The 13,840-nt window shown below is 64.5% G+C and carries 11 protein-coding genes; 9 read left to right on the top strand and 2 right to left on the bottom strand.

All coding sequences use genetic code 11. The annotated features are described in order from the left end of the window. Positions 1-36: 36 nt before the first annotated feature. The gene (locus ACVIGA_RS06590) at positions 37-2,439 is read left to right on the top strand and encodes an EAL domain-containing protein (protein ID WP_456665735.1); all 2,403 of its coding nucleotides are present in this window, start codon (positions 37-39) and stop codon (positions 2,437-2,439) included. Here the strand turns inward: ACVIGA_RS06590 and ACVIGA_RS06585 are convergent. Continuing rightward, on the bottom strand, positions 2,436-2,870 hold the full coding sequence (locus tag ACVIGA_RS06585; protein ID WP_223970159.1) for a hypothetical protein: 435 nt from the start codon (positions 2,868-2,870) through the stop codon (positions 2,436-2,438). The genes ACVIGA_RS06590 and ACVIGA_RS06585 overlap by 4 nt on opposite strands. 44 nt (positions 2,871-2,914) lie before the next feature. Between ACVIGA_RS06585 and ACVIGA_RS06580 the strand changes: the two genes are divergently transcribed. The 3 genes from ACVIGA_RS06580 to ACVIGA_RS06570 all read left to right on the top strand — a co-directional run bounded on the left by ACVIGA_RS06580 (position 2,915) and on the right by ACVIGA_RS06570 (position 4,678). Further along, positions 2,915-3,568: a hypothetical protein gene (locus ACVIGA_RS06580; RefSeq protein WP_456665734.1), complete on the top strand. Its 654-nt coding sequence runs from the start codon at positions 2,915-2,917 to the stop codon at positions 3,566-3,568. Between the two features lie 72 nt (positions 3,569-3,640). Beyond that, the gene (locus ACVIGA_RS06575; RefSeq protein ID WP_456665733.1) at positions 3,641-4,234 is read left to right on the top strand and encodes a YdcF family protein; all 594 of its coding nucleotides are present in this window, start codon (positions 3,641-3,643) and stop codon (positions 4,232-4,234) included. An 87-nt stretch (positions 4,235-4,321) separates the two neighbouring features. After that, positions 4,322-4,678, top strand: coding sequence for a hypothetical protein (locus tag ACVIGA_RS06570; RefSeq protein WP_456665732.1), 357 nt, complete (start codon positions 4,322-4,324; stop codon positions 4,676-4,678). A 277-nt stretch (positions 4,679-4,955) separates the two neighbouring features. Here the strand turns inward: ACVIGA_RS06570 and ACVIGA_RS06565 are convergent, their stop codons facing one another. Beyond that, the gene (locus tag ACVIGA_RS06565; RefSeq protein ID WP_456665731.1) at positions 4,956-6,299 is read right to left on the bottom strand and encodes an aminotransferase-like domain-containing protein; all 1,344 of its coding nucleotides are present in this window, start codon (positions 6,297-6,299) and stop codon (positions 4,956-4,958) included. Positions 6,300-6,480: 181 nt separating this feature from the next. Here ACVIGA_RS06565 and ACVIGA_RS06560 point away from each other — a divergent pair, with 181 nt between their 5' ends. The 5 genes from ACVIGA_RS06560 (at position 6,481) to ACVIGA_RS06540 (ending at position 13,709) form a co-directional block, all read left to right on the top strand. Continuing rightward, on the top strand, positions 6,481-6,717 hold the full coding sequence (locus tag ACVIGA_RS06560) for a DUF1127 domain-containing protein (protein ID WP_456665730.1): 237 nt from the start codon (positions 6,481-6,483) through the stop codon (positions 6,715-6,717). Positions 6,718-6,971: 254 nt separating this feature from the next. Then, positions 6,972-9,515: an EAL domain-containing protein gene (locus tag ACVIGA_RS06555; RefSeq protein WP_456665729.1), complete on the top strand. Its 2,544-nt coding sequence runs from the start codon at positions 6,972-6,974 to the stop codon at positions 9,513-9,515. Positions 9,516-9,806: 291 nt separating this feature from the next. Then, positions 9,807-10,898, top strand: coding sequence for a helix-turn-helix domain-containing protein (locus ACVIGA_RS06550; protein WP_456665728.1), 1,092 nt, complete (start codon positions 9,807-9,809; stop codon positions 10,896-10,898). Positions 10,899-10,931: 33 nt separating this feature from the next. Continuing rightward, positions 10,932-12,077, top strand: a complete 1,146-nt coding sequence (locus ACVIGA_RS06545; protein WP_456665727.1) for an acyltransferase family protein — start codon at positions 10,932-10,934, stop codon at positions 12,075-12,077. Between the two features lie 246 nt (positions 12,078-12,323). Continuing rightward, a complete protein-coding gene (locus ACVIGA_RS06540) occupies positions 12,324-13,709 on the top strand; it encodes a serine hydrolase domain-containing protein (protein ID WP_456665726.1) in 1,386 nt (461 codons plus the stop codon). Positions 13,710-13,840: the final 131 nt, after the last annotated feature.

Genomic DNA, 13,840 nt, shown 5'->3' with positions numbered 1-13,840 from the left:
GCGCCTGTTTTTATGGGTCCATAAATGGGGCCTATAATGTATCGCGTTTTTACCTGTCTCACCCTGGAACATGACTGGCGGTTGGTCGTCCTCGGTGGTGTGATCTGTCTGCTCGCCAGCGCCGTCGCGATCAGCCTGTTTCACCGGGCTCGCGCGGCAGAGGGCCGGGCCCGCGAGATCTGGATCGGTCTCGATGCGGCGGTTGGCGGTTGCGGCATCTGGGCCACCCATTTCGTCGCCATGCTGGCGTACGACCCCGGCATCGAGGCCGGATACAACATTCCGATCACGCTGCTGTCGCTGGTGCTCGCGGTTGCGATCCTGGCCGTCGGCCTGGCGGTCGCAACGCTCAACGAACGCTGGCAGACGGTTGCAGCCGGTGGCGCGATCGTCGGCGTCGGTGTCGCGGCGATGCATTACACCGGCATGCTGGGGCTGGAACTGCCCGCGCGCATCGTCTGGTCGCCGGGCATCGTCATCACATCGATCGTGTTCGGAAGCCTGTTTGGCGCGCTCGCGCTGGTCGTTGCCACGCGCGGCGAACGCCTTGGCACCACGGCGGCGGCGACCGGTCTTCTGACCGTTGCGATCGTCTCGCATCATTTCACCGGGATGGGTGCGGTGACGCTGGTGCCGGATCCGACCATCGCTCCCGACGGACTTGCGGTCTCGCCGCGCGTGCTCTCCTTCATGACCGCGGTTGCGGCCTTCGCGATCCTCGGCCTCTCGCTGATCGCCTCGATCCTCGATCGTCGCGCCAAGACCGAGCTTCACAAGCAGAAGCTGGTGCTGGATACCGCGCTCGAGAACATGTCGCAGGGCCTGTGCATGTTCGATGCCGATGGCCGCATCATGCTGTTCAACGAGCGCTACAGCGAGATCATGGGGCGCAATCGCGTGCCGCTGCAGGGGCGTCTGCTGATCGACGTGCTGCAGGACCTGCATTCGATCGGTGAATGGGACGGTGATCCCGAGGAATTCTGCAGCGCGCTTATCGCCGAGGCAAAGGCCGGCCACGGCGCGACGCGGGTCGTCAGCCGCAACGAGCGCGCGATTCGTGTCGTCGATCAGCCGATGAAGGGTGGCGGCTGGGTCGCGACCTTCGAAGACATCACCGAATGGCAGCAGGCCCAGGAACAGATTTCACACATGGCGCGGCATGACGCGCTGACCAATTTGCCGAACCGGACGCTTTTCCGTGAGCAGCTCGAGAAGGCTTCGCGGCTGGCCAAGCGCTCCGACCAGCTGGCGGTGCTCTGCCTCGATCTCGATCACTTCAAGGAGATCAACGACACGCTCGGACATCCGATCGGCGACGCGCTGCTGCGCGAGGTTGCGCGGCGGCTGGGCGAATGCGTGACCGAGCACGACACCGTGGCGCGACTCGGCGGCGACGAATTCGCCATCGTGCAGTTCTGTAGCAACTGCGAGCCGTCGGTGGTGTCGTCACTGGCAAGTGCGGTGGTCGAGCGGATCGCCGCACCCTATGAGATCGGCGGCCATCAGCTCGTGATCGGCGTCAGCATCGGCATCTCGCTCGCGCCCGAGGACGGCAAGGATCCCGACGAGCTGCTGCAAAAGGCGGATCTGGCGCTGTACCGCGCCAAGGCCGACGGCCGCGGCACCTATCGGTTCTTCGAGACCGGGATGGATGCGCGGGCGCAGGCGCGCCGCCTGCTCGAGCGCGACCTGCGGCTTGCGCTGCAGCGCGACGAGTTCGAGGTCTATTATCAGCCGATCCGCGATGTCGTGGGCGACCGGGTCGTCGCCTTCGAGGCGCTGGCGCGCTGGAATCATTCGCTGCGCGGGCTGATCGCGCCGAACAATTTCATTCCGGTCGCCGAAGAAACTGGGCTGATCGTGCCGCTGGGCGAGATCGTGCTGCGCAAGGCCTGCGCCGAGGCCGTGAGATGGCCTGCGGACATCGCGGTCGCGGTCAACCTGTCGCCGGTGCAGTTCAAGAATCCGAACTTGGTGTCGTCGGTGAAGGCGGCGCTGGAAGCGTCGGGCCTGTCGGCGGACCGGCTCGAGCTCGAGATCACCGAATCGGTGCTGCTGCAGAACAGCGAGGCGACGCTCGCGGTTCTGCACGAGCTGCGTGGTTTCGGCGTCCGGATCTCGCTGGACGATTTCGGCACCGGCTATTCCTCGCTGAGCTATCTGCGCAGCTTCCCGTTCGACAAGATCAAGATCGACCGTTCCTTCGTGACGGACCTTGCGACGCGCGAGGACTCGATGGCGATCGTGCGCGCCGTCACCGGTCTCGGCAAAAGCCTCGGCATCGTCACCACCGCCGAGGGAGTCGAGACCGATACCCAGTTCGACCTGCTGCGTCAGGAAGGCTGCACGCAGGCGCAGGGCTACCTGTTCAGCCCGCCGCGGCCGGCGGCTGACGTCGCCAAGATGTTGCGCCGGGTGCCGGAACGATCGGTCGCCTAGCTCCTGCGTTGGGCAAAATAGGCGCCGCAAAACGCCATCACTGCGCCGAGGCACAGGGCGGCGAGACCGGCGAGCACGGCGGAAATGGTCGAGACCGTGCTCGGCGCCGCCGCGGCCTGGCCGGCGCCGGCCAGCATCAGCACGCCGACGACGATCAGGAACTGCCGCATCCGCTGCGGGATCTGGCCGGCCGCCGCGCTGTGCATCAGGTTGGCGGTGAAGTAGCCGCCCGAAAACCCGACGCTCGCGATCAGCCACCAGGCGATAGCCGCGCCTGCCGGCATGAATTCGTGGGTATCGGAGCGCCACAGGCCGCCGAGATCCAGCCCGTAGCGCGCGCCGAGCATGTGCACGGCAAGCGCCAGCAGCACGCCGGATATCATCGCGCCGCCGAGGATGAGGTAACGCGGAAAATAGGTCGTCTCGGGCATGGCTCGCTTGTAGGATAGGCGCGACATCCCATGCAAGCGCGCGGATGCGTCTGAACAGGTGGAACGGCGGATTGCCAACAACGTTGCAGGACCGATCGGAGGCGGGTGAGGGCGCAGCCGTGCGCTATGCCTACAAGGCCTCATTGGTCGGCTCGGCGCACCAGTTCGAGCTGACCGGGGCTGGGCTGTCGTGGCGGATCGCCGGCAGGTCGGGCGTGTGGGACTACGCTGACATCTCCGCCGTCAAACTGTCCTACCGTCCGGTCTCGATGCAGCAGCAGCGGTTTCGCGCCGACATCGACAACGCCAAAGGCGGGCGGATCGCGATCCTGTCGACCACCTGGCAGACCGCGACGCTGGTCGCGCCGCAAGGACATCTCTACCGCGACTTCATTGTCGAACTGCATCGCCGGATGCAGACGGCGGGCAGCACGGCGAGGCTGGTCGGAGGCCTCGGGCCGAAGACATACACCGCCGCGCTGGCGCTGCTGGCGTGTCTTGCGGTGGCAATGACCGGATTGCTGGTGATGGCGCTGCTGGCTGCGAACTGGATGGGCGCGCTGTTCCTGGTCGGCTTTGCCGCGCTGTTCACCTGGCAGGTCGGCGGCTTCGTCACCCGCAACCGCCCGCGGCGCTACAGCTTCGATCAGTTGCCCGATGGGCTCTTGCCGAAGGCTGATCGCAATCAAGCGCAATGAAATGTGACTTCGTGCGGTCGTCCGTGCGCGGCATCGTCGGCGCATGGTGTGGCCGGCGGAGCGAACATCGGCATGGACGATCGAAGTTTGCGGACGCCGTCGCGCGAGGAGATCGCCGCGATCAATGCCCGGCACCTGATCGAGACGCCGCTCAAGCCCGCCGATCTGTTGTTCGTCTTCGGCACACGCGGCGATGTTGCCGGTCGGGTCGACGCGGCGGTCCGGCTCTGGCGCGACGGCTTTGCGCGCTGGTCGATCGTGAGCGGCGGCGTGACGCCGGGCGACGACCGCTCGGAATGCGAGATCATCAAGGCTGCGATGGTGGCGGGCGGCGTGCCCGCCGAGCGGATCCTCGAGGAGCATCGCGCGCAGAACACCGGCGAGAACGTGATCTTCTCGCTGCCGGTGATCGACGCGGCGCTGGGGCTCGCCAATATCAGGAGCGTGATCTGCCTCCGCAACAGCTGGACCGCGCGGCGCTATCCGATGACGCTGCACCGGCACTGGCCGGAGGTTGAGAAGATGCTGGTGACGGTGGATCATTTTGCGGTGCCGCGTACGCACTGGCACACCATTCCCGAGTTTCGCCGCCGGGTCCTGAGCGAATGGGACAAGATCGAGCCGTACAAGGCGAGGGGGTTCATCGCGGAGTGGCCAGTTGCCTGAAGGCACCGCTCGCGACCGGACTGTAAGCAGGCTGTAAGCAACGCGCTGTAAACTCGGCGCCTGATCTGCTTTTGGCTGGAGTGTCAGATGACGATCCGGACTCCATTCTTGGCTCTATGCCTCGTGCTCCTGAGCATCGCCCCGGCTCTTTCCAAGGGCAGCGTAGGCAACAAACATGATCCGCTTGACCACAATCACGTCGACAACCTGCCCCTCGATGTGCGGCAGTACATTGCCGGAATTTGCGAGGGAACGCCTGTCGCACAGCACGACTTCGCGACCTACTCGCCGCAAGAAAAGCGCTGGCGGATCAACCTCGAATATCTGCAATGCGGCGTGATCGGGGAATATCGCAGAGGCAGCCAATGCCTGGATGTGGACTTCGTCGCCGACGGCGGGCATTTTCGTCTCGCCAGAAAGACCTATGCGGCCTGTGGCTTTTGAAGCCTAGCGCTCCGACCACCACGAATAGGCCGCTGCAACAGCTGTGATCGCGAGCGCGACCAGTATCCAGTTCTGAACTGTTGCGCCGCTTACGAGCCAATCGCCCATCAGAGCCCCCTTGCGCGACGCTACCTTCCGCCGCTGACGCGGGACTTACGGGGCGCTGACGACGTATCGGGCCGAGGTCGTGCTCGACAAGAATTGCGGAGGTGAGAGTGTTCACCGGACTGCTATTGTGGACGGAAGAAGGCCGCTGCCTCGCAGTGTAGATGCGACGTCATTCCGTCGAATCAAAATCCTCCTCGGTCGCGCTCAGCATTCCCGCCAGGGTCCGCAGGCCGAGGTCGAGTTGCTCCATCGGCGGCGCGGCAAGCGCGAGTCGCACCGCATTGGGCGCGTGCCCCGGCGTGGCGGCAAAGGTCGTCGACGGCGTCAGCGCGATGTCGCGTCGCGCCGCGGCCGCGACCAGGGTCTGCGAGCGCCAGTGCGGCGGCAAGGTCAGCCACAGATGATAGGATTTCGGGTTAGTCTGGATCTCGAAATCGGCCAGATGCTCGGCCGCGATCTGCTGGCGGCGGCCGGCGTCGATCCGCTTCAGCCGTGACAGTTCGGCGGCGGTGCCGTCGGCCATCAGACGCTGCCCCGCAGCGAAGGCGTAGCCCGATGCGGTCCAGCCGCCCGAGCGCACCGCGGCCATGATGTTCTCGCGCAGCCGCGGCGGCGGGACGATGAAGCCGAGCGCGAGACCGGGTGCGACCTTCTTCGACAAACTGTCGAGCACGATGCAGCTGTCCGGCGCAAGCGCGGCCAGCGGCATCTCATCGTCGAGGAATCCGTAGACGCCATCCTCGATGACGACGAGGCCGAGCTTCTCCACCACGCGCAACAGCTCGGCGCGGCGCTCGGCCGGCATCGTGATGCTGAGCGGGTTCTGGATGGTGGGCTGGATGTAGAGCGCGGACAGATGCGCCTCGCGGTGCGCTTTCTGCACTGCGTCAGGGCGCACGCCGTGCTCGTCCATCGCAAGCGGCACCAGCGCGATGCCGAGCCGTGCGGCAATGCCTTTGACGAAAGGATAGGTCAGCGCCTCGACGCCGCAGCGTCCGCCCGGCGGCACGACGGCGGCGAGCGCCGAGGCGATGCATTGCCGGCCATTGGCGGTGAACACGATCTGGTCGGGATTCGGCGCCCAGCTCTTGCGCGTCAGGAATTCCGCGGAAATGGTTCGCGCCGCCCGCGTGCCGAAACTGGTCGCCGGCCGCAGCGCGCCCTCGAGCACTTCGGGCCGCTCCAGCCCTTCGAGGCTCTTGGCGATCATCGTCGCCTGATGCGGCAGCAGCGGATAGTTGAATTCGAGGTCGATGCGGGCGCCGCGCGGTTCGGGAGGAGCGGCGATGCCGCGACGCGCCTCGCCGGATACGAAGGTGCCGCGGCCGACCTCACCGACCACCAGCCCGCGCCGCAACAGCTCGGTGTAGACCCGGCTCGCAGTCGAGACCGCGATGTTGCGGTCATAGGCGAAATGGCGTTGCGGCGGCAGGCGGTCGCCCGCCTTCAGCGCGCCGCTGGCGATCTCGGCGGCCTCCGCATCCGCCAGTTTCAGATATTCGAACCGCGACATTATTGCACCGAGAGCAATGTTTTACTTGCTCCGAGCAATGTACCGGATCATTTAAGAGGGAACAAGCCCATGATTGCACCGAAGAGCGCGCAAGCGATCCGAGGTTACGACGGCGCAGGTGTCGAAACGACATTTGTGTCAACGGCATAGCTTTGCCGTTTGGGCATCGAAGGAGATGACAATGACGATGATATCCTCAGCCGCCGCATCGCCCGCGCGGTCCAGTATGATGGGCGGATTGCTCCGATTGCTCCGATCGTGGGGCGATGCACTCGCGACCTATTGGGTGCGCCGCGAGGCGATCAAGACGCTGCGGCAGCTCGATGACCGGACGCTGCGCGATATCGGAATCTCGCGCTGCCAGATCGAGCCCGCCGTCACCGGCGATTTCGATATCGAGCTGGTGCGGATCCGCTGAGCAGCGGCGTGGTGCGACGGCTTCGCGTGATCGGAGCGGTCGCATCGCAGACGGCCGCGATGGTCCAGTGTTTGAGCGTGGCGAAGGACTGTTCAGATTGGGCCACGCCTGGACACCAGGTGCCGGTTGCAGAATTCACCGAAACTACACCAAAGATGCGGAAGAGCCCCGGTATGTGATCGCCGTCGCTGCAAGGTTGTGACGCTCCATGCTAACGTATTGGTTGCGTACGCTAGCGTTGTAGTTGGGGACCGATGGCCGCTCGCAAATTGTCGCAAGGGCAGGCCCCGACCCGGGAAGCGCGCCGCCGCTGGCACGAGGAGCGGTCGCTGCGGTGCGCCATCAGATTGGCCCGCATGGGCTACTGGGAATCGCAGAGCGCCGCCGCGACCGATCTCTGGATATCGCCCGAGCTTGCCGCTTTCTACGAATTCGAGACGGTCGACGGCTACATCCCCATCGCCACGGTGCGCGCGCGCTACTTGCCCGAGAGCCGCAAGGTACTGGAGGCGCATTACGCGGCGTGCTGGGCGGAGGGACAGCCCTATGCGGTGCGGACGAGGCTCCGCAGTTCCGATGGCAGCGTGCTCGACTGCGTGGTGCATGGCGAACCGGAATTCGACGCGCGCGGTCAGGTCCGACGCGTGTCCGGCATCGTCCGCGACGTCACCGAAGAGACTTCCGCGCTGCGGCGCCTGACGGAGAGCGAGCAACGGCTGGCCGATTTTGTCTCGACCGCCTCGGACTGGTGCTGGGAGAGCGACGCCGCCCATCGGCTGCTGCCCTATCCCAAATCACTGGCCGGCAATGCCGCCTTCCAGACGGTGGCCTCCGGCGGCAAGGCGCGCTGGGAACTGGCTTACGCACCCGAGGACGGCGAGGCCATGGCGCGGCACCGGGCCGATATGGAGGCCCATCGCCCTTTTCGCGACTTCATCTATACGCTGATCGGCCAGGACGGGTCGCGCGTCAGTATCTGCACCAGCGGCAAGCCGATCTACGCCGATGATGGCAGCTTTCTCGGCTATCGCGGCACGTCCAGCGACATCACCCAGCTCAGGGCGGCCAAGGCATTGCTCGACCAGCGTACGCGGGCGCTGGAGGAAGCCCACCGGCTCGGCAAGATCGGCACCTGGGGCTACCGCCTGGACACCGGCCGCACGACCTGGGCGCCCGAGCTCTACCAGCTGCTCGGCTTCGACCCCGACACGTTCGAGCCGACCGACGAGAGCATGGGGCCCTATTTCCTGGACGGCGACGCCGACCGCTTCAAGGACCTGCAGAGGAGGGTCGTCCGCACCCGAAGGACCGAGGCCACCGACCTGCGCATCCTGCACGCGGACGGCACAGCCCGCGATCTGGCTGTCATCTGCAAGGCGGAGGTTGCCCACGACAAGGTCGTCGGCATCATCGGCACCGTGCAGGACGTCACCGAGCGCAAGGAGGCTGAACGCCAGCTCGAGCAGCTCGCCTATACCGACCCATTGACCGGGCTCGCCAATCGCGCGCTGTTCACGCGCCAACTCGCAGCATCGATCGAGGGCTGCACCCGGCAAGACCGACGCGCCGCGCTGCTGCTCATCGATCTCGATCGCTTCAAGGAGGTCAATGATTCCCTCGGCCATGCCGCCGGTGACAAATTGCTGATCCAGGTGGCGGCTGCGCTGCGGCAGGAGTTGGGGCCGCGCGCCTTCATCGCCCGGCTCGGCGGCGACGAATTCGCCGTGCTGGCGGAGGGATGCGGCACGTCCGACACAGCGCTCACCAGGCTTGCTGATCGGCTCATCGGCAAGCTGTCGGTCCCGGTCGATCTCGCCGAGGGCGAGGCCTTCGTCGGCGCCACCATCGGCATCGCCCGCCTGCCGGAGCATGGGGCGACGGCGGAGACCGCCGTGCGCAACGCGGACCTCGCGCTCTATATGGCCAAGGAGGCCGGGCGCGGCCGCGCGCAACTGTTCGAGCCGGTCTATGCCCAGGCCGTCGATCAACGGCTCGATCTCGGCCGGCATCTGCGCCACGCGGTTGAGGCCGGCACCCTCGAGGCCCATTACCAGCCGCAGGTGGACCTGAGGACCGGCCGCGTCACCAGCTTCGAGGCGCTGCTGCGCTGGACCCATCCCGAGCGCGGACCAATTTCGCCGGCCGAGTTCATCCCGATCGCCGAAAGCACCGGGCTCATCGTCGATCTCGGCCTGTGGGTGCTGCGCGAGGCCTGCCGGCAGGGCCGCGCCTGGCTCGATGCCGGGTTGCCGCCGCGCTCCGTCTCGGTCAACGTCTCACCGGCGCAGATCTGGAACGTGGATTTCGATGCGGCCGTCTCGGCGGTGTTGGCTGAGACCGGCTTTCCGGCGAAGCTGCTCTGCCTCGAGCTGACCGAAAGCCTGTTCGTCGATCATACCGAGCAGCGGATCAGCCGGACGCTGACGGCGCTCTCCGGTCTCGGCGTCCGGCTGGCGCTGGACGATTTCGGCTCCGGCTACTCCTCGCTCGGCTATCTGACGCGCCTGCCGTTCCACTGGCTGAAGGTGGACCGCGCCTTCGTGGATGGCATTTCCACCGCCCCGGAGAAGCGCAAGCTGCTCGGCGGCATCATCGCGCTGTCGCACGGGCTCGGCATGACCGTCGTGGCGGAGGGGGCCGAATTAGCGGCCGAAGTGGACGTGCTCGGCGGGCTCGATTGCGACCTGGTGCAGGGCTTCGTGTTTTCCCCGCCCGTCGCCGCCGACAAGGCGCCGCTGGTGGCCGCCGGCATCGAGCGCGAGGCGCGCCGGATCGAGCCGAAACGGAATCGCCTCTAGGCGAAGGCCGCTTTGGCAGCATTTTTTTGCCCGTGGCTTTGCCTCGATGGTGGCCGCTGACCGATTAGCTAGGCCATTTACTCACAAATCGGAATTTGGATGAGGGCGACGTCCGCTCTCACCCTGATAGCGGCGAGAAGGCGGACCTCGCCGGAGGTTCGAGAAGGGCCAACAGGCGACATGGCAACCGGACGGTGATGAGCACATCGATGCAACGATCAGCCTTTCGCAGTGTCTTGAGGCCTTGCATCCGGTTATTGTTCAAGTCCGATAGGCTTTGAAGGTTCGTCAATGCTGCTCGAAACGGGGCTCCGAGGCGCCGCACTGGCGCTGCTCGGCTTACTTGCGATCATTGGTCTTCCTGGCACGCTTCGATCGTCGATCGGTCGCGCCACACTGCTGTTCGACCTGTGCGTAATCGCGTTCCTCATCGAAACAGCTCCCGGAATACACGAAGAGCTCGTCTGGTGGATCATTCCACTGCGGATTCTCAGCAACTCAATCGCAGGCATCTTCGTTGTGTGGGCCGAGACAGTGTTCGGTGATGCATCCGCGGCGACGCCATGGCGGTGGGCGGTCTTCGTTGTCGTTTTGCCGCTCGCAGCCGTGGCAACCTTGTCCGGCTCGAGCCTGGCGTGGAATGCGACGCATGCTGTGACGCTCATCGTGGTCGTCATCGAAACCGCGCGGGTACTTGCAGGACGTAAAGTAGACCTGGTTGAGGGGCGACGGCGCTTTCGGATTATTTTCGCCTGTGCTGTGGGTCTGGTCATTCTGGCAACAACGGTGCTCGACGCAGCCGGTGTCAGCTGGCTCCCCGGGCTTTCGGCGGTGCTGGGTTTGGCCATAGTCGCCGCTATGACACGTCTGCGTGCTGTCTTGCCTGAGCCAACGCTTGAACCGGCGCCGGCTGCGCGAGGGGGCCTTACGATCCCCATCGCGGCAACGGAAATGAGCGCTGAGGAGCGCCAACTGGCGGAGCGGCTGCGACGGGCGATGGAGCAAGACCGTGCCTACCGCGACTCGGAGCTCTCGGTGGATCGACTGGCCGAGCAGTTGGGAGTGCCTGAATATCGTCTCCGGCGAACGATCAACCAGCGCCTCGGCTATCGGAACTTCACTGATTTCGTCAACGAGCACAGGTTGAGAGAGGCGCGGGAGGCGTTGTCCGACCCTGCGCAATCGCGCGTCCCGGTCCTCACCATCGCCCTCGATGCCGGTTGGGGATCGATCGGTCCGTTTAATCGCGCCTTCAAGGGTCAAACCGGGCAGACCCCCACTGAGTTTCGCCGTCGCGCGCTGGCCGATTTCGCAATCGGCCATGTTTTGCCAGTATCAGCCAGGTCCGACGCGACTTCTGGCAAGACCCCGACCTCGGCTTAAGGCCTGATCCCGGCGCAAACCGGAGGACAGGTCATGCCTGGAGAGAGGCCGAGCCATCGCCTTTTATATATCGACAACCTGCGTTGGTCGGCGATCAGCATGGTCGTCGTCATGCACGCGGCCGTGACCTACTCGCCGTTTGGCGAGTGGTACTACCGTGAGCATCCGGAGCTGGGTATCGGAGCGAAGATTGCCTTCGCTGCCTATCAATCCTTCCAGCACGCGGTGGCTATGGGTCTGCTGTTCGGTCTGGCAGGCTTCTTTTCAGCCGGCGCCGTTGCACGCAATGGCGTCCGCAGCTTCATCTATGAGCGGCTGCAAAGACTTGGCCTGCCATTACTGCTTTATGTGATCTTGATCGGTCCGCTGACCGAATATTTCGTCGCAGGGTCGTGGCGGTCGAGCCCGCCGCGAACGTTCATCCAGGACTGGTGGCTGCACCTTCGTTCCGGGGAGCTGCTCGACGGCTCGGGACCCCTATGGTTCTGCCTGGTCCTTCTCCTGTTCTCTGCCGCCTACGCAGTCGTGTGCCAGGTACGCCCGATACAGTTCGCTCCGCGTGATCCGCCTTCGGCAGGGGCCGTGTTAGGTTACGCGGCCCTGATTGCCATCGTGACCTTTGTCGTCGGCGCTGCTTTTCCGAACGCGACGACGGTTCTCAACATCGACGTCCACGACTTTCCGCAATACCCGTTCATGTATGCTGCCGGAATTGCCGCATGGAAGGGTGACTGGTTGCGCCAGATACCTTCACGCGTCGGAAGGCGTTGGTTGTGGAATGGCATTTGGATCGGTGGTGCGCTGTGGATCATCCTCGTCGCTGCGGGCGGTGCCATGCGCGGCGACGTGTCCCCCTATGGCGGGGGCTGGCACTGGCAGGCTGCCGGCATCGACGCCTGGCGCTCATTCACCTGTCTTGCTCTCTCGCTCGGGGCAATCGTCCTCTACCGAGACCGCTTTGACGGCCAAGGACCCATCGCTCGCTTCCTCACGCGCAATGCGTTTGGCGTCTACGTCTTGCACGCGCCGATCCTGGTCGCGATCACCCGTTTGCTGCACTTTTTATCCGCTTCAATTGCCCTCAAGTTCGCGCTCGCCAGTCTGGGCGGCATTTTGGCAAGCTTTCTCATTGTCGGCTTTGTGGCCCGGCGAACGCCTGGTTTGCGCGCAGTTCTCTGAACGTCTGCTGTGGGTCAAAAGCCGCCTATTGCGGCCAAACCGAGCAACGTCCGCTCTGCCCAAACGAGCTGACGTGCTGACAAGCGAGTGGACTTCGGCGGCGAGCTAACAAGAGATGTCGCTATGAGAACGCGTTGACGGGAATCCAATGAAAATACTTCAACAGGCGTTCTGCCTGGCTCCGTTCTAGCTTCGTTAATGAGTATTGTGCTGCGATCAGGTCAAGCTCGCAGCACGTGGGTTCCAATGTATATTCGCCAGATTGTTTTCGCCGTCGTGCTGCTCGGCGCTTTGGTTCGGTTCGGGGCTGCCACAGCTGAAGATGGCTTCCCGGCAACGGAGTGGGAGCGCGTCACCCCTGCAGAATTGGGCTGGTCAGAGACCGAATTGGCCCAAGCGCGATCCTTTTCGGATCAGATTCGCTCGAGCGCGGTTGTGATCGTTCAGCACGGAAAGGTGGTGGCCGAGTGGGGCAATACGACGAAGCCAACGGAGCTCGCTTCAATCCGCAAGAGCCTGCTCAGCGCCCTGATCGGCATCGCAGTGTCGGATCACCTGATCAACCTCGACAGCACGCTTGGCGAACTCGGCATCGACGATAATCCGCCTGGCTTGACCGGGATCGAGAAGGGCGCGACGGTACGCGAACTCCTCAAAGCGCGTTCCGGGGTCTACCACGCGGCGCTCTATGAAACACCGGACATGGCCAAGATGAGACCGCCGCGCGGCAGCCACCCGCCCGGCACCCTCTGGTATTACAACAATTGGGACTTCAACGCGCTGGGCACGATCTACGAGCACGCAACCGGCAGCGGCATCTTCGAGGCGCTCGACCAAAAGATCGCAAAGCCAATCGGCATGCAGGACTACCGGCAACAGGATGGCAGCTACGTCCGGGGCGAAGCGTCTATCCACCCCGCCTATGCGATCCGCATGAGCGCACGGGACTTGGCGCGTTTTGCACTTCTCTATCTGCACAAAGGCAATTGGGCCGGACACCGGATCGTGCCGCGGGAGTGGGTGGAAGAGAGCACGCGTGGCTATTCGAGAGCGGCGTCCGGGATGGGCTATGGCTATCTCTGGTGGATCGGTTTTCTGGGCGGCGCCGTTGCGCCTACGGTGACTTTGCCCGAGGGCAGCTTTTTGGCCGAAGGGTTCGGCGGCCAATACGCCTTGGTCGTGCCTGCGCTCGACCTCGTCGTGGTGCATCGTGTCGACCAGGACACGCCCTTCACCGAACCTTCTATGCGCAGTATTGGCAGGCTCTTCTGGCTGATCCTGAAGGCCGAGGGCTATGATCCGGGGCCCGATGCCTCGCTCACCGCAGAGACTGGAGAACGACCGACAGGTGAGACCCTGGCCGCAAAATTCCAGGGCAAGACGATCAGCTTCGGTACCAAGCTCAAGGATGGTCCGTTCACAATGCGATTCGAGCCCGACGGCCGGATGACCTATCCGCACTGGAACGAGGCCCTTGGACCTGCAGTCGGGACATGGACGGTCGCGGAGGATAAGCTCTGTATCTTGGGTGCCAGACGTCGCTGCTACATTCCAGTGCTGAACGGTGAACAGATTGAGTTGTTCGACCAGCTTGGCGTCATGCAGATCGCCGGGGTGGCGCTGCCTCAGTGATCTGCATACAGCAATCGGCTCGCGACGTCCGTTCAGGGTCAATCGCGTCGTTTTTTACAGTCGGCCAGCTATATCGAGCTTTCGATCCCGGATAAGCAGGCGCTGCTTGCGACCCTCGATCCCGTACGGCG

Source organism: Bradyrhizobium sp. USDA 3240 (assembly GCF_054063295.1).
This window is presented reverse-complemented; position numbering and strand designations above follow the sequence as displayed.